The sequence below is a fragment of the Streptomyces sp. HUAS MG91 genome (assembly GCF_040529335.1).
GTDB lineage: Bacteria > Actinomycetota > Actinomycetes > Streptomycetales > Streptomycetaceae > Streptomyces > Streptomyces tabacisoli.
This window is the reverse complement of the sequence record NZ_CP159534.1, coordinates 4,503,912-4,525,756: the sequence shown is the minus strand read 5'-3', so window position 1 is coordinate 4,525,756 and position 21,845 is coordinate 4,503,912. Positions and strand designations below refer to the sequence as shown.

The window sequence follows — 21,845 nt, the reverse complement described above, 5'->3', positions numbered from 1 at the left end:
GGAGACAGAAAAGTGACCGCCCCAAAGCCCCAGCCCCAGCCCCCGCTCCGAGTGGCCGTCATCATCGGCTCACTCCGAGAGGGCCGCATCGCCCCCACGGTGGCCGACTGGTTCACGACCCAGGCCACCGAACACGCCCCCACCACCCACTTCGACATCATCGACGTGGCAACCCTGAACCTCCCGGAGATCCACCCGTCCTGGTCCCACGAACGCACCCCGGAACAGGCCGAACTGGCCGCCCGCATCCAGCACGCCGACGCCTACGTGATCATCACGCCCGAGTACAACCACAGCTTCCCGGCCCACCTGAAGCACCTGATCGACCTCCACTACACGGAGTGGCGGGCCAAGCCCGTCGGCTTCGTCTCGTACGGAGGTGTCGCCGGCGGCCTGCGCGCGGTCGAACAACTCCGCCTGGTCTTCGCCGAGTTGCACTGCGTCACGGTCCGCGACAGCGTCAGCTTCCACAAGGTGACCCCCGACCACTTCGCCGCGGACGGCCCGGCTCACGACCCCGAGGGCGCCCCCGGCGCGGCGAAGGTCCTGCTCGACCAACTCGACTGGTGGGCCCACGCCCTGCGGACGGCCCGCGCCGAACGCCCGTACCGCTAGGTCGTGTCCGCAAAGTCCCTCCGTCCGCCCGGAGGGCGGGCCTCGCGGCGTCTGGTGCGTGCTCTCGGCGTGCCGGGTGCAAGGCCTCGTACTGGACGTACTTGGCCTTACGCCCGGTGCGGCGAGAGCGCGTGCCAGGCGTCGCGGGGCAGGAGGGACTTTGCGGACACGACCTAGGGCCTGTCGAGCACCATCTCGTACTCGACCTCGGAAGGGTCGTCAGGGTGGGGGACGGCCCTTCCGGTGCGTACGAAGCCGAACTTGCGGTAGAAGCCCTCGGCCCGCGCGTTGTCCTGGTGGAAGTGGAGCCGCACCCGCCCGAGCCCCTCCAGCCCGTACGCCCACGCGCACGCCGCCGAGAACAGCTCGGAGGTCACCCGGCCGCCCCGGGCCTCGGGACGCACGTAGACGCCCACGAGCTGCGCCTGCCGCTCCTCGACGGCGTGCCCGAAGAAGTCCTCGGTCCCGGCCTCCTCGACCAGCGCGACCAAGGTCCCCAGCCACCGCCCGCTCTCCGCGACGGCCACGAACTGCCGTGCCGCCCCGCCGTGCGAGGCGCCGGCCGCCCGGTCGCGCCAGAACGAGTCCGGCCTCCCGAGCGCCGCCTCGTACGTCTCCAGGAACGCGATCGGTGCCGCCTCGTCCCGCAGCGCCTCCAGCCGCAGTTCCTTCACGGCCGCCCATTCGTCGGCCCGCACCGCTCGCACCACGAAGTCCATGGCGGCACTCTAGAGTCGCCGGACACCACCGGAGAAAAGAATTTCCGCGCCGATGTCGAGAACCCGCGCCCGGCTCCGTCCCTGCTATGAACGCAAGCGAACCGCACCGGCACCAAGGAGACCGTCATGGCCAAGTATCTGCTCCTGAAGCACTACCGGGGCGCCCCGGAACCCGTGAACTGCGCGCCCATGGACCAGTGGACGCCCGAGGAGGTCACGGCCCACATCCAGTACATGCAGGACTTCGCGGCCCGTCTGGAGAAGTCCGGCGAGTTCGTCGACGGCCAGGCCCTCGCCCCGGAGGGCGCCTGGGTCCGCTACGACGGTGAGGGCCGCCCGCCCGTCACCGACGGCCCGTTCGCCGAGACCAAGGACCTCATCGCCGGCTGGATGATCATCGACGTCGACACGTACGAGCGTGCCGTCGAGCTGGCCGGGGAGCTGTCGGCGGCGCCGGGCGCGGGCGGGAAGCCGATCCACGAGTGGCTGGAGCTCCGCCCGTTCCTGCACGCCCCGCCCACCATCACGGAGTAGCCCGCTCATGGACGCACTGGACGAGGCGCGACTGCGCGCTCTCACCCCGGGTGTGCTGGCCGTCCTCGTCCGCCGCGGAGCAGATTTCGCGGCGGCCGAGGACGCGGTGCAGGACGCCCTGGTGGAGGCGGTCCGCACCTGGCCCACCGAGCCGCCCCGGGACCCCCGGGGCTGGCTGATCACCGTGGCCTGGCGCCGCTTCGTCGACGCGGCCCGCGCGGACGCCGCACGGCGCCGCCGGGAGGACCGCGTCGACGAGGAACCGCCTCCGGGCCCGTCCCCCACCACCGACGACACCCTCCAGCTCTACTTCCTCTGCGCGCACCCCTCCCTGACACCGTCGTCGGCGGTAGCACTCACCCTGCGCGCGGTGGGCGGCCTCACGACCCGCCAGATCGCCGGGGCCTACCTGGTCCCGGAACCGACGATGGCGCAACGCATCAGCCGCGCGAAACGCACGGTCTCAGCAGCCCGCTTCGACAGCCCCGGCGATGTGTCGACGGTCCTGCGCACCCTGTACCTGGTCTTCAACGAGGGCTACTCCGGCGATGTCGACCTCGCCGCGGAGGCCATCCGCCTGACCCGGCAGCTCGCGTCCACGATCGACCACCCGGAGGTGGCGGGCCTGCTGGCGCTGATGCTGCTGCATCACGCCCGGCGCCCGGCCCGCACCACGGACGACGGCAGCCTGGTCCCGCTGGCCGAGCAGGACCGCACCCGCTGGGACACGTCGATGATCGCGGAGGGCATCGGCATCCTCCAGACGGCTCTGGCCCGCGACCGCCTCGGCGAATTCCAGGCCCAGGCAGCCATCGCGGCCCTCCACGCGGACGCCTTCACGGCCGAGGAGACGGACTGGGTGCAGATCGTCGAGTGGTACGACGAACTCGCCGCCCTCACGGACAGCCCGGTCGTCCGCCTGAACCGCGCGGTGGCCCTGGGCGAGGCCGACGGCCCCCACGCGGGCCTGGCCGCGCTGGCGGAGCTGGACGATTCCCTGCCCCGGCACACAGCGGTGGCGGCCTACTTCCACGAACGCGCCGGCGACCTCACCACAGCCGCCCGCCTCTACGCGAAGGCCGCACAACAAGCCCCGACACTGGCGGAACGCAATCATCTGACCCGCCAGGCGGCCCGCCTGAATTCCGCCCTGTAAACGCAGAAAACCCCCGTGCCGAATGGCACGGGGGTTTTCTCAAAATTTGTTCGGCGGCGTCCTACTCTCCCACAGGGTCCCCCCTGCAGTACCATCGGCGCTGTAAGGCTTAGCTTCCGGGTTCGGAATGTAACCGGGCGTTTCCCTCACGCTATGACCACCGAAACACTATGAAACTGTCAACCGGAGCCGTGACCAAAAGGCTACGACGGTTGTTCGTGGTTTCAGAACCAACACAGTGGACGCGAGCAACTGAGGACAAGCCCTCGGCCTATTAGTACCGGTCACCTCCACACCTCACGGTGCTTCCAGATCCGGCCTATCAACCCAGTCGTCTACTGGGAGCCTTAACCCCTCAAAGGGGGTGGGAATACTCATCTCGAAGCAGGCTTCCCGCTTAGATGCTTTCAGCGGTTATCCCTCCCGAACGTAGCCAACCAGCCATGCCCTTGGCAGGACAACTGGCACACCAGAGGTTCGTCCGTCCCGGTCCTCTCGTACTAGGGACAGCCCTTCTCAATATTCCTACGCGCACAGAGGATAGGGACCGAACTGTCTCACGACGTTCTAAACCCAGCTCGCGTACCGCTTTAATGGGCGAACAGCCCAACCCTTGGGACCGACTCCAGCCCCAGGATGCGACGAGCCGACATCGAGGTGCCAAACCATCCCGTCGATATGGACTCTTGGGGAAGATCAGCCTGTTATCCCCGGGGTACCTTTTATCCGTTGAGCGACGGCGCTTCCACAAGCCACCGCCGGATCACTAGTCCCGACTTTCGTCCCTGCTCGACCCGTCGGTCTCACAGTCAAGCTCCCTTGTGCACTTACACTCAACACCTGATTACCAACCAGGCTGAGGGAACCTTTGGGCGCCTCCGTTACTCTTTGGGAGGCAACCGCCCCAGTTAAACTACCCATCAGACACTGTCCCTGATCCGGATCACGGACCGAGGTTAGACATCCAGCACGACCAGAGTGGTATTTCAACGACGACTCCCCAACCACTGGCGTGGCTGGTTCAAAGTCTCCCACCTATCCTACACAAGCCGAACCGAACACCAATATCAAACTGTAGTAAAGGTCCCGGGGTCTTTCCGTCCTTCTGCGCGAAACGAGCATCTTTACTCGTAGTGCAATTTCACCGGGCCTATGGTTGAGACAGTCGAGAAGTCGTTACGCCATTCGTGCAGGTCGGAACTTACCCGACAAGGAATTTCGCTACCTTAGGATGGTTATAGTTACCACCGCCGTTTACTGGCGCTTAAGTTCTCAGCTTCGCACACCCGAAAGTGCACTAACCGGTCCCCTTAACGTTCCAGCACCGGGCAGGCGTCAGTCCGTATACATCGCCTTACGGCTTCGCACGGACCTGTGTTTTTAGTAAACAGTCGCTTCTCGCTGGTCTCTGCGGCCACCCCCAGCTCACACTGCAAGAGTGATCACCAGGTGTGGCCCCCCTTCTCCCGAAGTTACGGGGGCATTTTGCCGAGTTCCTTAACCATAGTTCACCCGAACGCCTCGGTATTCTCTACCTGACCACCTGAGTCGGTTTAGGGTACGGGCCGCCATGAAACTCGCTAGAGGCTTTTCTCGACAGCATAGGATCATCCACTTCACCACAATCGGCTCGGCATCAGGTCTCAGACTATGTGTGACCCGGATTTACCTAGATCACGTCCTACACCCTTACCCCGGGACAACCACCGCCCGGGATGGACTACCTTCCTGCGTCACCCCATCACTCACCTACTACCAACTTGGGCCGGCGGCTCCACCACTCCGAACCACGTCAAAGACGAGGACGGCGGTTTCACGGCCTTAGCATCACTGGATTCGATGTTTGACGCTTCACAGCGGGTACCGGAATATCAACCGGTTATCCATCGACTACGCCTGTCGGCCTCGCCTTAGGTCCCGACTTACCCTGGGCAGATCAGCTTGACCCAGGAACCCTTAGTCAATCGGCGCAAACGTTTCTCACGTTTGTATCGCTACTCATGCCTGCATTCTCACTCGTGAACCGTCCACAACTGCCTTCCGGCGCTGCTTCACCCGGCACACGACGCTCCCCTACCCATCACAGCACCCGTTGGGGCTTATTACTGCAATGACACGACTTCGGCGGTACGCTTGAGCCCCGCTACATTGTCGGCGCGGAATCACTAGACCAGTGAGCTATTACGCACTCTTTCAAGGGTGGCTGCTTCTAAGCCAACCTCCTGGTTGTCTCTGCGACTCCACATCCTTTCCCACTTAGCGTACGCTTAGGGGCCTTAGTCGATGCTCTGGGCTGTTTCCCTCTCGACCATGGAGCTTATCCCCCACAGTCTCACTGCCGTGCTCTCACTTACCGGCATTCGGAGTTTGGCTAAGGTCAGTAACCCGGTAGGGCCCATCGCCTATCCAGTGCTCTACCTCCGGCAAGAAACACACGACGCTGCACCTAAATGCATTTCGGGGAGAACCAGCTATCACGGAGTTTGATTGGCCTTTCACCCCTAACCACAGGTCATCCCCCAGGTTTTCAACCCTGGTGGGTTCGGTCCTCCACGAAGTCTTACCTCCGCTTCAACCTGCCCATGGCTAGATCACTCCGCTTCGGGTCTTGAGCGCGCTACTAAATCGCCCTATTCGGACTCGCTTTCGCTACGGCTTCCCCACACGGGTTAACCTCGCAACACACCGCAAACTCGCAGGCTCATTCTTCAAAAGGCACGCAGTCACGACGCAAGGAACAAGTTCCTTGCGCGACGCTCCCACGGCTTGTAGGCACACGGTTTCAGGTACTATTTCACTCCGCTCCCGCGGTACTTTTCACCATTCCCTCACGGTACTATCCGCTATCGGTCACCAGGGAATATTTAGGCTTAACGGGTGGTCCCGCCAGATTCACACGGGATTTCTCGGGCCCCGTGCTACTTGGGTGTCTCTCAAACGAGCCGCTGATGTTTCGACTACGGGGGTCTTACCCTCTACGCCGGACCTTTCGCATGTCCTTCGCCTACATCAACGGTTTCTGACTCGTCTCACAGCCGGCAGACTGTGAAAGAGAGATCCCACAACCCCCCAAGCGCAACCCCTGCCGGGTCTCACACGCTTGAGGTTTGGCCTCATCCAGTTTCGCTCGCCACTACTCCCGGAATCACGGTTGTTTTCTCTTCCTGCGGGTACTGAGATGTTTCACTTCCCCGCGTTCCCTCCACACTGCCTATGTGTTCAGCAGCGGGTGACAGCCCATGACGACTGCCGGGTTTCCCCATTCGGAAACCCCCGGATCAAAGCCTGGTTGACGACTCCCCGGGGACTATCGTGGCCTCCCACGTCCTTCATCGGTTCCTGGTGCCAAGGCATCCACCGTGCGCCCTTAAAAACTTGGCCACAGATGCTCGCGTCCACTGTGCAGTTCTCAAACAACGACCAACCACCCGTCACACACCAAGAACCTTGGCGCTTCACCGGGGCCGGCATTGAGGTCGGGATCAAATCCGTACCCTCAGATACCCAACAGCGTGCCCGGCCCGACCCGTTCTCTCCTCACGTTCCACGCCGAAGCAGTACTAGTGAAAGACAACCGATCGTGCCGAATAATCAACGTTCCACCCATGAGCAACCACCGTCGAACGTTTGCCGACGTAATGGCCCTGGACCACCAAACAACGTTTGGCGGCCTAGATGCTCCTTAGAAAGGAGGTGATCCAGCCGCACCTTCCGGTACGGCTACCTTGTTACGACTTCGTCCCAATCGCCAGTCCCACCTTCGACAGCTCCCTCCCACAAGGGGTTGGGCCACCGGCTTCGGGTGTTACCGACTTTCGTGACGTGACGGGCGGTGTGTACAAGGCCCGGGAACGTATTCACCGCAGCAATGCTGATCTGCGATTACTAGCAACTCCAACTTCATGGGGTCGAGTTGCAGACCCCAATCCGAACTGAGACCGACTTTTTGAGATTCGCTCCACCTTGCGGTATCGCAGCTCATTGTATCGGCCATTGTAGCACGTGTGCAGCCCAAGACATAAGGGGCATGATGACTTGACGTCGTCCCCACCTTCCTCCGAGTTGACCCCGGCGGTCTCCTGTGAGTCCCCATCACCCCGAAGGGCATGCTGGCAACACAGAACAAGGGTTGCGCTCGTTGCGGGACTTAACCCAACATCTCACGACACGAGCTGACGACAGCCATGCACCACCTGTACACCGACCACAAGGGGGCGCCTGTCTCCAGACGTTTCCGGTGTATGTCAAGCCTTGGTAAGGTTCTTCGCGTTGCGTCGAATTAAGCCACATGCTCCGCTGCTTGTGCGGGCCCCCGTCAATTCCTTTGAGTTTTAGCCTTGCGGCCGTACTCCCCAGGCGGGGAACTTAATGCGTTAGCTGCGGCACCGACGACGTGGAATGTCGCCAACACCTAGTTCCCACCGTTTACGGCGTGGACTACCAGGGTATCTAATCCTGTTCGCTCCCCACGCTTTCGCTCCTCAGCGTCAGTAATGGCCCAGAGATCCGCCTTCGCCACCGGTGTTCCTCCTGATATCTGCGCATTTCACCGCTACACCAGGAATTCCGATCTCCCCTACCACACTCTAGCCTGCCCGTATCGACTGCAGACCCGGGGTTAAGCCCCGGGCTTTCACAACCGACGTGACAAGCCGCCTACGAGCTCTTTACGCCCAATAATTCCGGACAACGCTTGCGCCCTACGTATTACCGCGGCTGCTGGCACGTAGTTAGCCGGCGCTTCTTCTGCAGGTACCGTCACTTTCGCTTCTTCCCTGCTGAAAGAGGTTTACAACCCGAAGGCCGTCATCCCTCACGCGGCGTCGCTGCATCAGGCTTTCGCCCATTGTGCAATATTCCCCACTGCTGCCTCCCGTAGGAGTCTGGGCCGTGTCTCAGTCCCAGTGTGGCCGGTCGCCCTCTCAGGCCGGCTACCCGTCGTCGCCTTGGTGAGCCACTACCTCACCAACAAGCTGATAGGCCGCGGGCTCATCCTTCACCGCCGGAGCTTTCAACCCCTTCCCATGCGAGAAGGAGTGGTATCCGGTATTAGACCCCGTTTCCAGGGCTTGTCCCAGAGTGAAGGGCAGATTGCCCACGTGTTACTCACCCGTTCGCCACTAATCCACCCCGAAGGGCTTCATCGTTCGACTTGCATGTGTTAAGCACGCCGCCAGCGTTCGTCCTGAGCCAGGATCAAACTCTCCGTGAATGTTTCCCCGTAATCGGGGTGACACCACGAGAGCGGAACCGGAAGAGGAATAATCTTCCGGTTCACAGCGTCCTCGCTGTGTTTTTACAAAGGAACCTCGTCTCAGAGAGACGGGGTATCAACATATCTGGCGTTGATTTTTGGCACGCTGTTGAGTTCTCAAGGAACGGACGCTTCCTTTGTACTCACCCTCTCGGGCTTTCCTCCGGGCGCTTCCCTTCGGTGTTTCTTTTGTTCTTGCGTTTCCGACTCTATCAGACCGTTTCACCGGCCGATTTCCTCGGGGTCTTGCTTCGCTTTCCGGCCTTTCGGCTTTCCGGCGAGTCCGACTCTATCAGATCCTTTCGGGCCTGATTCCCAGTCAGGGGGCTTGTCTTCCCGGCCTGTTGGGCCGTTCCGACGTCTCAAACTTTAGCGGATCCCTGCGGCAGTTCCTAATCGAGGTGATCGGGACGTTCGCAACCCAATTTGGAATTGAATTCGGACATGCCGAAAACAATCCCGCTCTGGGAGATCGTGCTGGTGTTTGAGTGCCGCTTCAGCGGCTGGAGGTGCTGTCGGAGAACCGTTACGGCTCCGCGGCAACCCGAAGAACTTTACGGATCCGGCGAGGTCGTGTCAACCCCCGCCCAGGTCTCCTCAGTCGAGGTCGTTGAGCCGGCCGCCGGCGTCCGGCTGGGCGTGCTCGACGCGGCGCAGGAGGCGGGTCAGGACCTCACCGAGGGCCGTGCGCTCCGCCGGGGAGAGGTCCTGGAGGAGGTCCTCCTCGAAGACCGAGGCCAGCCGCATGGCGTCGAGCCACTTCCCGCGGCCCTCCGTCGTCAGCTCCACGATGACGCGGACCCGGTTGTTCTCGTCCCGGTCCCGAGTGACCAGGCCCTCCTGGACCATGCGGTCGATGCGGTGGGTCATCGCGGCGGGCGTGAGGCCGAGCCGCTTCGCCAGGTCGCCGGGGCCCAGGCGGTAGGGGGCTCCGGAGAGGACCAGGGCCTTGAGGACCTCCCACTCGGTGTTGCTGATGCCGATCTCGGAGGTCTGCCGGCCGTACGCGACGTTCATGCGGCGGTTGAGTCTGCCCAGCGCCGAGACGATCTGCTCGACCTGGGGGTCGAGGTCCTGGAACTCCCGCTGGTACGCGGCGATCTGTTCTTCGATGGTCGGCTCGGCTGCCATGCGGCGAAGTATGGCACGGCGGCGGTTGGCGTTGAAGTCCTTCGAGATGTATTGTTTAGCTTCTAACTTTAGCTTCGAAGTCTTCAGGGTTGAGTGCTGACGCATCCCCTGGGGGCTTCTTCGTTGTGTGAAAGGGCAGGTGAAAGTGACCAGGGCGATGGGCGCCGCGATGCGGCGTGTGCAGGTGGGTAGCGCGCTGAGTTCGTTCGGCGTGGGCTTCACGGTTCCGTTCCTCTACGTCTACGTGGCGGAAGTGCGGGATCTGGGTGCCAGTGCGGCGGGGATCGTGCTCGCCGCGTTCGCGATGGCGGCCCTGGTCGTCCTGCCCTTCACCGGCCGTGCCATCGACCGACGGGGCCCCATGCCCGTACTGCTCGTGGCGTCCGGGGTCGCGGCCGTCGGGGCGCTCGGGCTCGGGCTCGCGAGCACGGAGGCCGCCGCCATCGCGGCCGCCGCCGTCCTCGGCGCCGGTACCGCGGTGCTGCAGCCGGCGCTCGCCACCATGATCGTGTGGTGCTCGACGCCGGAGACGCGGACGCGGTCCTTCGCCACGCAGTTCTTCCTGCAGAACCTCGGGCTCGGCATCGGCGGGCTCATCGGCGGTCAGATCGTCGACGAGAGCCGGCCGGAGAGCTTCCTGCGGCTGTTCGCCATCGAGGCCGTGATGTTCCTGGTGCTCGCCGCGATCGTGTGGACCGTGCGGATGCCGCAGGGCGCCGTGCTCGGTGAGGCCGCGCCGAAGGACGCGGCCAAGGGCGGGCTGCGGACGCTGCTCGGGCACCGGGCGATGGTGCAGCTGTGCGGGCTCGGGTTCGTGCTGTTCTTCGCCTGCTACGGGCAGTTCGAGTCGGGACTCAGCGCGTACGGCGTCGAGGCCGCCGGGATCTCGGCGTCCACGCTCGGCATCGCGCTCGCCGCCAACACGGCGATGATCGTCGTCGCGCAGTTCGCCGTGCTGAAGTTCGTCGAGCGGCGCAAGCGGTCGCGGGTCATCGCCGGTGTCGGGCTCATCTGGGCCGTCGCGTGGATCGCCGCGGGCTACGCGGGGCTGGGCCACGCGAGCCAGGCCGTCGCCACCACCGCGTTCGTCTCCACCTACGCGCTCTTCGGGCTCGGTGAGGCGATGCTGTCGCCGACCGTGGCGCCGCTGGTCGCCGACCTCGCCCCCGCGGGCCGGGTCGGCTCCTACAACTCGGCCTTCGCGCTGGTGAAGCAGCTCGCGCTCGCGGTCGGGCCGGCCGTCGGCGGGCCCATGGGCGCCGCGCTGCACGGCCCGTACATCGTGACGTTCCTGCTGTTCTCGCTGGGCATCACCGTGCTCGCGCTGCGGCTCGGCAAGCGGCTCACCCCGCTGCAGGACCAGCCGTCGCTCGCCGGGACCCGTGTGGTCATGGTCAGCAAGCCGGAGCCGGCGGCGGCCGACGCCTGAGCGGGGCGGGCCTCAGCGGACCGCCGTCGTCACCGTCGCCGTGAAGGGCAGCGTCACCGAGCCGTCGGGCGCCGCCCGGTCCGCGAAGCGGGCGGCGAAGCGGTCGCCCGCCTCGCGCAGCGCGTCCGGCGCGGCGAGCTCGCTCCACGGGAGCGCCGAGAAGTGGCCGGGCACGTAGTCGGCGAGGGGCGGGAGCGTCACGTCGAGCGTGATCGGGCGGGACTCCACCTCGCGGAAGCCCGCCCGGCGCAGCGCCTCGCCGAGGACGTCGCCGGTGACGGCGAAGGCGCGGGTGAAATCGGCCGCCGCCGGTTCGCCCGCGTGTTCGGCGAGGGTCTCGCGCTGGGCGAGGAAGTACGGGGAGCGGTCCAGGTGGCTCCAGGTCGTGGCGGCGAACCGGCCGCCCGGCGCGGTCACCCGGGCCGCTTCCGCGCACGCGGCCGTCAGGTCCGGGAAGAACTGGGCTCCCTGCTGGCACAGGACCGCGTCGAACGTGCCGTCCTCGTGCGGCAGCCGGTCGGCCGGGGCCTCGGCGAACTCGATGTCGGGGTAGAGGTGCGGCCGGTGCGCCACCGCCACCCGCAGCATCCCGGGGCTGACGTCGGTGCCGTGGACGCGGCCCGCCGGGCCGACCCGGGCCGCCGCGAGCCGGGCCGTGAACCCCGTACCGCAGGCCAGGTCGAGGACCGTGTCGCCGGGGCACAGCGCGGCGGCGTCCACGAGTGCGGTGACGAAGGGCGCCATCAGCGGGGCGACGTAGTCCTCGTAGCGCTCGGGGGCGCTGCCGGTGGGACGGAAACCTGGGACGGGTGCGGCATCTGCTGCGTCTGTCATACGGAGCTGATAGCAGCCCCGGGCCGCCTTGCCCAGGGTGCTCGCGGCGCGCCTACGGTCTGTCCGGCAGCACGAACTCGCACCACACCGCCTTTCCGCCGCCCGGTGTGCGGCGCGAGCCCCAGTTCGAGGCGATGGTGGCGACGATGGCGATGCCGCGGCCCGTCTCGTCCGCCGGTTCCGCGCGACGGCGGCGCGGGAGGTGGTCGTCGCCGTCGGTGACCTCGACGATCAGGCGGCGGTCGGTGCGGCGCAGCCGCAGGCGCATCGGCGGGATGCCGTGCTGGAGCGAGTTCGCCACGAGCTCGCTGGCCGCCAGGACGCCCAGGTCGTGCAGGTCGGGGGCGAAGCGCCAGCTGGTCAGGACGCCGGACGCGAAGGCACGCGCGCGCGGGGCGGCCTCGATGCCGCCGAGGAGTTCGAGCGCGGCGTTGCGGAACAGCTCGCCGTCGGTGCCCTTGCGGGCCGGGTGCTGGAGGACCAGGACCGCCACGTCGTCGTCGTGGTCGGCGGTGACGCCCGCGGCGCGGATCAGCCGGTCGCAGATCACCTGCGGGGTGCCCGTCGCGCCGGCCAGCGCGTTCTCCAGCGCGGCCACGCCCTCGTCGATGTCCTCGTCCCTGCGCTCGACCAGGCCGTCGGTGTAGAGGACCGCGGTCGAGCCGGGGCCGAGCGGCACCGAGCCGGACGCGTGCAGCCAGCCGCCGGTGCCCAGCGGCGGGCCGGTCGGCTCGTCGCCGCGGTGGATCGTGCCGTTCTCGTCCCGTACGAGGATGGGGAGATGGCCCGCCGACGCGTAGACGAGCCGGCCCTCGTTCGGGTCGTGGACGGCGTAGACGCAGGTGGCGATCTGCTGCGGGTCGATCTCCGTAGCCAGCCCGTCCAGGAGTTGCAGTACCTCGTGCGGCGGCAGGTCCAGGCGCGCGTAGGCCCGCACGGCCGTGCGGAGCTGGCCCATCACCGCCGCCGCGCGCACGCCGCGGCCCATCACGTCGCCGATGACGAGCGCGGTGCGGCCGCCGCCGAGGGTGATGACGTCGTACCAGTCGCCGCCGACCGCGGCCTCGGTGCCGCCGGGCTGGTAGGTGGCGGCGATGCGCAGGTCGTCGGGCTCCTCCAGCTCCTGGGGCAGCAGGGAGCGCTGGAGGGTCACCGCGGTCTCGCGCTGGCGGCGCTCGCTGGTGCGCAGGCGCTCGGCGGCCTCGGCGTGGTCGGTGACGTCGGCCGCGAAGACCAGGACGCCGGGGCCCTCGGCGGTCTCCAGCGGGGTGCAGGTCACCGTGTAGGAGCGGCCGCCGGAGGTCTTGCGGGACTTGACCGTACGGGGCTTGGCGCTGCGCAGGACCTGGTCGAGGAGCGGGAGCAGGCTCAGCTCGTCCAGTTCGGGCAGGGCCTCGCGGGCCGGTGCGCCGGGCGGGCGGTCGCCGAAGGCGGCGACATAGGCGTCGTTGACGTACGCGACGCGGTGCTCCGGTCCGTGCACGAGGGCGACGAGGCCCGGGATGCGGTCGAGGACGGCACGGACCGGCAGCCCGTCCACCCCCGCGCCGCCCGCGCTCTCGGCGCCCGCGGAGCCCTCGGGGCCCTGCGCGGACGGCTGTTCGTCGTCGGGAAGGTGCTCGGCGCGGGCGGGCGGCACCGCGCCGTCGCCCCGCTGGGGTACGCCGTGGTCGGCCCGCGCTGCGGCGCGGCGCTGCGTTCCGGGAAGTCGGGCGCTCCAGCGCGTGAAGTTCACTTGGGGAAAGCCTCGTGGGGTCGAGGGAGGGCACCGGGCCCGCCCATGGTCGTGGACCAGTCTGGCCGACCGTACTGACAAACGTCAGACGCCGGTGTGCGGGCGGGAGTTCCGCGCTCCGGTCAGCAGGACGTCGTGCGAGGGGCGGCTGAGATCAGGGAGAGCCTTTCGGCCCTCCGGCGGGCGGAGCGGAAGGGTTCTCAGGGGGGACGTCACCGGCCGCCAGTTCGAACTCGGCGCGCGGTCGTTCCAGCGAGCCGAGGGAGACGATCTCCCGTTTGAACAGGCCGGAAAGGGACCATTCGGTCAGGACGCGAGCCTTCCGGTTGGCGGTGGGCACCCTGCTGAGGTGATAGACGCGGTGCATGAACCAGGCAGGGTAGCCCTTCACCTTCCGTCCGTAGACGTGTGCGACACCTTTGTGCAGCCCGAGCGAGGCCACGGAACCCGCGTACGCGTGCCGGTATTCGGTCAGCGGCGCGCCGCGCAGGGACGCCGTGATGTTGTCGGCGAGCGTCCTGGCCTGGCGGACCGCGTGCTGGGCGTTGGGCGCGCACTCCTTGCCCGGCGCGGTGACGTCCGGGACCGCCGCGGCGTCGCCGGCGCCCCAGGCGTGCGGCGCGCCGTCGACGGCCAGGGCGGGGGTGCAGCGGAGCCGGCCCCGGTCGGTCAGCGGCAGGTCGGTCGCGGCCAGCAGGGGGCTCGGTTTCACCCCGGCCGTCCACACGACCGTACGGGTGGGAAGGCGTGAGCCGTCGGAGAGGACCGCGACCCGGTTCTCGCAGGACTCCAGGCGGGTTTCCAGGCGTACGTCGATGTTCCGGCCGCGCAGTTCGCGGATCGTGTACTGCCCCATCTCCGGGCCGACCTCCGGCAGGATCCGGTCACTGGCCTCGACCAGGATCCACCTCAGGTCCTCGGGTTTGACGTTGTGGTAGTGCTTCGCCGCGTACCGGGCCATGTCCTCCAGCTCGCCGAGCGCCTCCACGCCCGCGTAGCCGCCGCCGACGAAGACGAAGGTCAGCGCGGCGTCGCGGACCGCCGGGTCGCGGGTGGAGGAGGCGATGTCGAGCTGCTCGACGACGTGGTTGCGCAGGCCGACGGCCTCCTCGACCGTCTTGAAGCCGATGCCGTGGTCGGCGAGGCCGGGGATCGGCAGGGTGCGGGAGATCGAGCCGGGGGCCAGGACCAGTTCGTCGTAGCGCAGCGGGGCCGGGCCGGTGCCCTCCTCGTCGCTGGCGAGGGTGGTGTACATCGCCGTGCGCCCGGCGTGGTCGACGGAGACGACCTCGCCGACGATCACCCGGCAGTGGCCGAGGACCCGGCGCAGCGGGACGACCACATGGCGCGGGGAGATGGATCCGGCCGCCGCCTCCGGCAGGAACGGCTGGTAGGTCATGTACGGGTCGGGGGTGACGACGACGATCTCCACCGTGCCGCCGCGCAGTTCGTGTTTGAGCCTTTTCTGCAGGCGCAGGGCGGTGTACATCCCGACATAACCGCCGCCGACGACCAGGATGCGGGCGGGTTCTTGCTTCGGCTCCGGGGATGGCGTCCTTGGCATCGTCACCGTCCCATGACGCATCGGAGCCTTGATTTTGTCCACAGCCCCGGCAAATTGTGTGGCCGGTGAAAGGCGGCCGAAAGCGCCCCCATCGTTCCGGCGCGCGCTCGGGGTGCGGGGAAGAACCGCAGGTCAGCGCGGGGTGCGGGGGTGGGCGCGAGAGGTGCAATCGGGGCGGAATCGGCGCGTACTCCGTTCGGGGGGCGCTCCGTGCGGAACCTGCCCCTTCTGAATTGACTCCGGCTCAACTATGTTCGTGTGCAGTCGGGGTGTCGGGGGATGCACTGACGGGCCCGCAGGGTCGGGCCCGGAAATCACTGTCTGTTCCTCACGCTCCGGCGGACAATGGCGGGGAGTGTCTCCGGGGGGAGACGTCATTACCGGGGGAACACATATGCACATTCAGGACACTCATTGGACCTCTGCGTCAGCCGTCGCGCCGTCGGGCGCCTCGGGTGGGGCCAACGGACGGGCGGCGGGCGACAGTTCGCGCTCGACACCGCTGCGGGTGGATGCCCAGCGCAATCTGGAGCATGTGCTGCGCGCGGCCCGCGAGGTCTTCGGCGAGCTGGGGTACGGGGCACCCATGGAGGACGTGGCGCGGCGCGCCCGCGTCGGCGTGGGCACGGTCTACCGGCGCTTCCCCAGCAAGGACGTACTGGTGCGACGGATAGCCGAGGAGGAGACCTCCCGGCTGACCGACCAGGCCCGCACGGCGCTCGGTCAGGAGGACGAGCCGTGGTCGGCGCTCTCGCGCTTCCTGCGGACCTCGGTCGCCTCCGGCGCGGGCCGGCTGCTGCCGCCGCAGGTGCTGCGGGTGAGCGTGGCCGACGAGCCCGCGCGCGATGCCGTACGGGACGAGGCGCGGGTTCCTGAACAGCGCAGCGGTGTGCCCGACCTGCGGCTCGTGGAGCAGCGGGCGACGCCGGGCGACCCGGTGGCGGACGCCCTGGGCCCCGACGACTCGGGGGCCGCGGCGCTGCTCGAGGTCGTGGGGCGGCTCGTGGACCGGGCCCGGGAGGCCGGTGAGCTCCGCACGGACGTGACCGTGTCGGACGTCCTGCTCGTCATCGCGACGGCGGCGCCGTCACTGCCGGACGCCGCGCAGCAGGCGGCGGCCTCGGCCCGGCTGCTCGACATCCTGCTCGAAGGGCTGCGGTCGCGGCCCGCATAGCGCGTCCCGTCCCGTCGCGGGCCGGCCGAGGCCGCGCTCCGCACTCCGGGACGGCCTGACCGCGGGCGATCGGAACCGGTCGCCCGCGGTCAACTCATGTGCGTGATCGGTCCGTTGTGACCTCCCCGGCCGGGTGACGGATGTGCTTCGGTGCGGGAAATCTCCACGGATGAGTGGTTGCCGTGCAGAGGCGGCCGCCGTGCGCTCCCCGTGTGGCACGCTTTCCCGGTGATCGGCCGTGAGTGGGCAGGCGGGGGCTTCCGCGATGAGCGTTGACGGGCAGGGCGAGCAGCGGCCCGGCGGTGGGGGGACGGGCGCGGAGGACCTCACCGCGCGGCACGTACCGAGCCAGGGCGGCCCCGACCGGACCTCCGGCAGACCCGCCCCGGCCCCCGTGCCCGACGCCGAGGCGTCCGTACCGGCCCAGCGCGAGGTGGCGCCCGCCGCCGACAGCGGAGACCGGCCGCCGTCCGACGCCGATCTGATCGAGCGGATGCGCGCGGGCGACGACGGCGCGTACGAGGAGCTGTACCGCCGGCACGCCGCCGCCGTGCGCCGCTACGCCCGCACCTGCTGCCGCGACGGTCACACCGCCGACGACCTGACGGCCGAGGTCTTCGCCCGCATGCTCCAGGCCGTGCGCGGCGGCAGCGGGCCCGAGCACGCGGTCCGCGCCTATCTGCTGACCACCGTGCGGCGGGTCGCCGCGTCATGGACGAAGTCGGCCAGGCGCGAGCAACTGGTCGACGACTTCGCCGTCTTCGCCGACCAGGCCGCCCGCTCGACCGAGGCCCTGGACGACGACACGCTCGAACTCGGCGCGGACGTACGGGCCATGCAGGAGGCCGAGCAGTCGATGGCCGTGCAGGCCTTCCGCTCGCTGCCCGAGCGCTGGCAGGCCGTGCTGTGGCACACCGAGGTCGAGGACGAGTCGCCCAGCGATGTCGCCGCCCTGTTCGGCCTGGACGCCAACGGCACGCGGGTGCTCGCCAAGCGCGCCCGCGAGGGCCTGAAGGAGGCCTATCTCCAGGCGCACGTCTCGGCCACCCTCACCGAGTCCGAGGAGTGCTCCCGGTACGCGGACCGGCTCGGCGCGTACGCGCGCGGCAGCCTGCGTACGCGGGCCGAGCGGGGCCTGCGCAAGCACCTGGAGGAGTGCGCCAAGTGCCGGCTCGCGGCCGGGCAGATCAAGGAAGTCGCCAGCGGCATCCCGGGGGTCGTGCCGGTCGCGGTCATCGGCTGGTTCGGCGCCGCCGGGTACGCGAAGGCGGCCGCCTTCATCGGCGGTGGCGCGGCGAGTGCGGCGGGCGCCGGTGCGGCTGCCGCGGCGAGCGGCGGTACGTCCGGGGGCGGCGCGGCAGGCGCCGCCGCGTCGGAGGGGCTCGGCGCGCCCGCGAAGGCCGGGATCGCCGCCGGAGTGGTGGCGGCCGCGACCGCCGCCGCGCTGGCCATCGCGCTGACCGGCGGCGAGCCGAAGCAGGAGCCGGAGGCGCGGAAGGAGAAGCCGCCGGTCTCGCAGCCGATCACACCGGCACCGCAGAAGCCGACACCGAAGCCGACCCCGCCCGAGCCGAAGCCGACCCCCACCCCGACGCCCACCCCGACGCCGAAGCCGAAGCCCAAGCCGTCGGTGAAACCGGCGCCCGAGCCGACCCCGAAGCCGAAGCCCAGGCCCACGCCGAAACCGACGCCGAAGCCCACCCCGCCCAGGCCCACCCCGACGCCCACTCCCCCGCCCGCCCCGGCCGTCTACCAGCTGAGCACGCTCGACTACAGCGTCGCGGGCGACGGCAGCAAGCCGGAGATCCGGCTCGCCGAGAGCAGCTGGGTCTGGCAGCGGTACGGCATGTCGATCGCCGACAAGCGGTACGCGCACGGCGTCTCGGTGCACTCCCGGTCCTCGGTCACCATCGATCTGAACCGCTCCTGCACCGCGTACGACGCCTTCGCCGGTGTCGACGACATGACGCTGGGTCTGGGCGCCGTCCGGTTCTCCGTCTACGTCGACGGGGCGCGCGCCTGGCAGTCGCGGGTGGTCCGGGGCCACGACCCGGCGGTCCCGGTGCATGTGAACCTGGCCGGGCACAGGACGATCCGGCTCGTGGTGGAGCCGGAGGGGCCGGGTGGCACGGTGGCGGTCGCCGACTGGGCGGAGTCACGGTTCAGCTGCGGCTGACGGACGGAGTCGAGGGTCGGCTGCGGCTGACGGACGGAGTCGCGATTCAGCTGCGGCTGACGGGCAGAGCCGAGGATCGACTGCGGCTGACGGGCCGGAGGCTTCAACTGCGGCTGGCCGGGCCGGGGCCGCGCGGGGCGTGGCGGGTCAGTTGCCCGTGGGTCCCGCCAGGTCGGCCAGGAGCTGGTCGGGGGTGAGCGCCGCGCCCGTCGCGCGCTCGGTCTCGTACCGGGTGTCGCCGAGGGCAACCCGCGCGCGGGTGTCCACCGCCGCGCACTCGTCGCGCTCCGGCAGCGGCCGGGGCCGGCCGTCGCGCAGCGCGTCCGACGCCGCGAACAGCCGGACCGCGCGGGCCAGGTCGTCGCGGCGGGCGTGCAGTTCGGCCCCGACGTCGACCAGGCCCGCGACGACGGTCTCCGCGCAGCGCCCCGCCATCGCGTCGCGCAGGGTGTCGGTGAGCAGCGCCAGACCGGCCGCGGCGCCCGACTCGGCCGCCGTGATGCGGGAGTCGATCAGCCCGAGGGAGGCGTGGAACTGCGGGGGCGGTGTGCCGCCCTCGGCCACGGCGCGGGAGCGGTCGCACAGCTCGCGCGCGCGGGCCACCTCCCCTTCGGCCAGGGCCAGATGCGCGTAGAGCAGTCCGATGAAGGCGGCGGTGTCGGCGATCCCGTACCGCTCCGCCTCCTCGTTCGCCCTGTCGAGGGACGTGCGGGCGGCTTCCCGGTCGCCCTCGCGGTAGGCGATCTCGGCGATCCGTGCCAGCAGGAACGGCGTCTCCGCGTACGCCCCCACCTCCTGGGCGAGCCGGATCCCTTCCTCCAGTTCGACCTTCGCCTCCGGGTAGCTGCCGCGCCCCATGGCGACCTCGGCCGCCGCGCTGCACACCTGGGCGCGCATCCAGCGGTCGCCCACCCGGCGGCTGATCTCCCGCAGCTCGGCGATGTCCTCGTCGACGCCCTCCATGCGGCCCGCCATGTCCACCACCGTGTGGGTACGGAACATCAGCGTGACGCCGATCTCCCATTCCCCGCCGAACCGGCGGCAGTTGGCGACGGCGCGGTCCAGCGCCTCGCGCACGTCTCCCACTCCGTCCAGGACGAAGAGCGTGAACGGCCAGATGATTCCGGGGAAGGTGGCGCCCTGCGGGTTCGGCGGCTCGAAGGCGGTGCGCACCCGCACCATGTACGCCCGGTCGGCCTCGCTGCGGATGACTTCCTGCGGGGTGGACTCGGTGACGAGGAAGAGCGCCAGCAGGCGCAGCTTCATCCGCGGCCAGTGGAGCGGGTCGTCGGGGTCGCCCTGTTCGGTGTCGTCCGGCAGCAGCCGGCTGATGGCGTGGACCCAGTCGCCGCCCTCGGTACGGTAGTTGCGCAGCCACCAGAACCAGCCCATGTGCAGCGCCAGGTCGATCGCGGCCTCCTCGTCGACGAGGCCGGGCGCGGTCGTGACCCGGGTCAGGGCCGCCCTGATGTTGTCCAGCTCCGTCTCGAGGCGCTGGATCCACGGCAGCTGCTCCTCCGAGCGCAGCTTGGGGTCGGCCTCCTCGACCAGGGCGCGTATGTGCGCGAGGTGCCGGCGCTCGGCGGCCAGCCGCAGCTCGGGCTTCTCGGCGGCGCGCTCCATGGCGTACTCGTGGATGGTCTCCAGCATGCGGTAGCGCATCCCGGGCAGTCCGCCGCCGCTCGGGGTCGCGATCAGCAGGGACTTGTCCACGAGGGAGCCGACGGCGTCGGCGCCGCCGGGCGGGGAGCAGACGGCCTCGGCGGCCTCCAGGGTCCAGCCGCCCGCGAAGACCGACAGCTCGCACAGGGCGGTGCGCTCGCTGTCGTCGAGCAGGTCCCAGGACCAGTCGACGACGGCGCGCAGGGTCTGCTGGCGGGGCAGAACGGTGCGGCTGCCGCTGGTCAGCAGGCGGAACCGGTCGTCGAGGCGGTCGGCGATCTGGCGCGGGGTGAGCAGCCGCAGGCGGGCCGCCGCCAGCTCGATGGCGAGCGGCAGGCCGTCCAGGCGGCGGCAGATCTCGGCGACGGCCTCGGCGTCCCGCGCGGGATCGAAGCCGGGGCGGACCGCGGCGGCCCGCTCGGCGAACAGGCGGTGCGCGGGGTCCGGGGGCAGCGGCTCGACGGGGCGCACCGACTCCCCCGGCACGCCCAGGGGTTCACGGCTGGTGGCGAGGATCGTGAGACCCGGGCAGTGCGTCAGCAGGGTCTCGGCGAGCTCCGCCGCCGCGTCGATCACATGCTCGCAGTTGTCAAGGATCAGGAGCTCGGCACGGTGGGCGCAGTGCTCGACGAGGAGCCTGGTCGGGTCGTCGTGCAGGCCCGAGAGCTCGGTCGTCATCAGGACCGTCTCGCGCAGGCCCAGCGCGCTGACGACCGCGCCCGGGACCGCCCTCGGGTCGTCCAGCCGCGCCAGCTCGACCAGCCAGGCCCGGGGCTCGGGGGCCGCTGCCTCCTCGGCCAGGCGGGTCTTGCCGGAGCCGCCCGGGCCCGTGAGCGTGACCAGGCGTGCTCCTCGCAAGTCGGAACGGATCGCGTCGAGTTCGGGTTCCCGGCCGACGAAGGAATTCAGCCGGGGGCGGAGATTGCCGCTGCGGGCCGGGGTGGGGGGAGCGGGCTCTGTGGCGGCGGGTGCGGGCGGGGCGGTTGGTTCCGTCAGCAATTCGGCGTGCAGATGGGTCAGTTCGGATCCCGGGTCGGTGCCGAGGCCGTCCGCCAGGGTGCGGCGGGCCGTCTCGTACGCCGCCAGCGCGTCCGCCCGCCGGCCGGTCGCGCGCAGGGCCCGGATGAGCAGCGCGTGCAGCGGCTCGTCGTAGGGGTGGGCCGTGGTGAGTTCGCGCAGTTCCGGTACGAGGTCGGGGGCGCGGCCCAGCTCCAGGTCGGCCTGGACGCGCGCGCGGGTGGTCTCCAGGCGCTGGGCCTCCGGGCGGGTGGCCGCGGTGTGGCCGGGCAGGTCGGCCAGGGCCGGGCCGTGCCACAGGGCGAGGGCTTCGCGCAGGGTGCGGGCGGCGGCCCCGGGGTCGTGGGCGGCGAGGGCCGCGGTGCCCTGGTGGGCGAGGCGTTCGAAGACGTACAGGTCGATGTCGTCGCGGGTCGCGGTGAGGCGGTAGCCGCCCGGTCCGGAGGTGACGGCGTCCTTGCCGAGGGCGCGGCGCAGACGGCCCACCAGGGCCTGGAGGGCGGCCGGGGCGTCGGCGGGCGGGGCGTCCTCCCAGACGTCGTCGATGAGGGTGGGCACGGGGGCCGGACGGGGGGTGTGCAGGGCCAGGGAGGTGAGGAGGGCGCGCAGGCGCGGGCCGCCCACGGTGACGGGGGCGCCGTCGTCGTCGTAGGCCTTGGTGGTTCCCAGGATCGTGTACCGCACCGGGACATTGTCTCCGGGGCGGGGGGACGAAGGCCCGGGGTTGGTGGTGTTCGGCGGGGCGGGGGCCGTGGGCCGGTCGGGCGGGGCCGGGGCTCGGGCCTGATCAGCGCTCGCCCCGCGCTGGGGGGACGCCTTGCCCACCCTGCCGCCCCTGGCGGCAG

12 protein-coding genes and 3 rRNA genes are annotated in these 21,845 nt (G+C 69.3%); 6 read left to right on the top strand and 9 right to left on the bottom strand.

All coding sequences use genetic code 11. From position 1 onward, the window contains the following. Window positions 1-12 precede the first annotated feature (12 nt). Window positions 13-615, top strand: a complete 603-nt coding sequence (locus tag ABII15_RS20555) for an NAD(P)H-dependent oxidoreductase (RefSeq protein ID WP_353943784.1) — start codon at window positions 13-15, stop codon at window positions 613-615. Window positions 616-788: 173 nt separating this feature from the next. Here the strand turns inward: ABII15_RS20555 and ABII15_RS20550 are convergent, their stop codons facing one another. Beyond that, window positions 789-1,334: a GNAT family N-acetyltransferase gene (locus ABII15_RS20550; RefSeq protein ID WP_353943783.1), complete on the bottom strand. Its 546-nt coding sequence runs from the start codon at window positions 1,332-1,334 to the stop codon at window positions 789-791. A gap of 126 nt (window positions 1,335-1,460) precedes the next feature. Here ABII15_RS20550 and ABII15_RS20545 point away from each other — a divergent pair, with 126 nt between their 5' ends. Both ABII15_RS20545 and ABII15_RS20540 read left to right on the top strand, forming a co-directional pair. Beyond that, window positions 1,461-1,868 (top strand): YciI family protein, encoded by a 408-nt coding sequence (locus tag ABII15_RS20545; RefSeq protein ID WP_353943782.1) that lies wholly within the window; start codon window positions 1,461-1,463, stop codon window positions 1,866-1,868. A 16-nt stretch (window positions 1,869-1,884) separates the two neighbouring features. Continuing rightward, window positions 1,885-3,024, top strand: coding sequence for a DUF6596 domain-containing protein (locus ABII15_RS20540; RefSeq protein ID WP_353947126.1), 1,140 nt, complete (start codon window positions 1,885-1,887; stop codon window positions 3,022-3,024). A gap of 48 nt (window positions 3,025-3,072) precedes the next feature. Here ABII15_RS20540 and rrf read toward each other — a convergent pair. From rrf to ABII15_RS20520, 4 genes are all read right to left on the bottom strand, one after another. After that, window positions 3,073-3,189, bottom strand: a 5S ribosomal RNA gene (gene rrf / locus ABII15_RS20535). An 89-nt stretch (window positions 3,190-3,278) separates the two neighbouring features. Beyond that, a 23S ribosomal RNA gene (locus ABII15_RS20530) occupies window positions 3,279-6,405 on the bottom strand. Window positions 6,406-6,710: 305 nt separating this feature from the next. Beyond that, window positions 6,711-8,236 (bottom strand): 16S ribosomal RNA (locus ABII15_RS20525). The 16S, 23S and 5S rRNA genes sit together here, the layout of an rRNA operon. 639 nt (window positions 8,237-8,875) lie before the next feature. Further along, window positions 8,876-9,409 (bottom strand): MarR family transcriptional regulator, encoded by a 534-nt coding sequence (locus ABII15_RS20520; RefSeq protein WP_353943781.1) that lies wholly within the window; start codon window positions 9,407-9,409, stop codon window positions 8,876-8,878. Between the two features lie 157 nt (window positions 9,410-9,566). On the opposite strand from ABII15_RS20520, the gene ABII15_RS20515 reads away from it, so the two are divergent. Then, window positions 9,567-10,838: an MFS transporter gene (locus ABII15_RS20515; protein ID WP_353947125.1), complete on the top strand. Its 1,272-nt coding sequence runs from the start codon at window positions 9,567-9,569 to the stop codon at window positions 10,836-10,838. Between the two features lie 12 nt (window positions 10,839-10,850). On the opposite strand, the gene ABII15_RS20510 is transcribed toward ABII15_RS20515, so the two are convergent. The 3 genes from ABII15_RS20510 to ABII15_RS20500 all read right to left on the bottom strand — a co-directional run bounded on the left by ABII15_RS20510 (window position 10,851) and on the right by ABII15_RS20500 (window position 14,971). Then, window positions 10,851-11,672 carry a methyltransferase domain-containing protein gene (locus ABII15_RS20510; RefSeq protein WP_353943780.1) on the bottom strand — a complete coding sequence of 274 codons (822 nt, stop codon included), beginning with the start codon at window positions 11,670-11,672 and terminating at the stop codon, window positions 10,851-10,853. 52 nt (window positions 11,673-11,724) lie between these two features. Beyond that, window positions 11,725-13,407 (bottom strand): SpoIIE family protein phosphatase, encoded by a 1,683-nt coding sequence (locus ABII15_RS20505; protein WP_353943779.1) that lies wholly within the window; start codon window positions 13,405-13,407, stop codon window positions 11,725-11,727. A 154-nt stretch (window positions 13,408-13,561) separates the two neighbouring features. Beyond that, a complete protein-coding gene (locus ABII15_RS20500; RefSeq protein WP_353943778.1) occupies window positions 13,562-14,971 on the bottom strand; it encodes an NAD(P)/FAD-dependent oxidoreductase in 1,410 nt (469 codons plus the stop codon). 394 nt (window positions 14,972-15,365) lie between these two features. Here ABII15_RS20500 and ABII15_RS20495 point away from each other — a divergent pair, with 394 nt between their 5' ends. Together ABII15_RS20495 and ABII15_RS20490 are read left to right on the top strand one after the other, a co-directional pair. Beyond that, on the top strand, window positions 15,366-16,145 hold the full coding sequence (locus ABII15_RS20495) for a helix-turn-helix domain-containing protein (protein ID WP_353943777.1): 780 nt from the start codon (window positions 15,366-15,368) through the stop codon (window positions 16,143-16,145). A gap of 265 nt (window positions 16,146-16,410) precedes the next feature. Beyond that, window positions 16,411-18,321, top strand: coding sequence for a sigma-70 family RNA polymerase sigma factor (locus ABII15_RS20490; RefSeq protein ID WP_353943776.1), 1,911 nt, complete (start codon window positions 16,411-16,413; stop codon window positions 18,319-18,321). Window positions 18,322-18,468: 147 nt separating this feature from the next. On the opposite strand, the gene ABII15_RS20485 is transcribed toward ABII15_RS20490, so the two are convergent. Next, window positions 18,469-21,684 (bottom strand): BTAD domain-containing putative transcriptional regulator, encoded by a 3,216-nt coding sequence (locus ABII15_RS20485; protein WP_353943775.1) that lies wholly within the window; start codon window positions 21,682-21,684, stop codon window positions 18,469-18,471. Window positions 21,685-21,845: the final 161 nt, after the last annotated feature.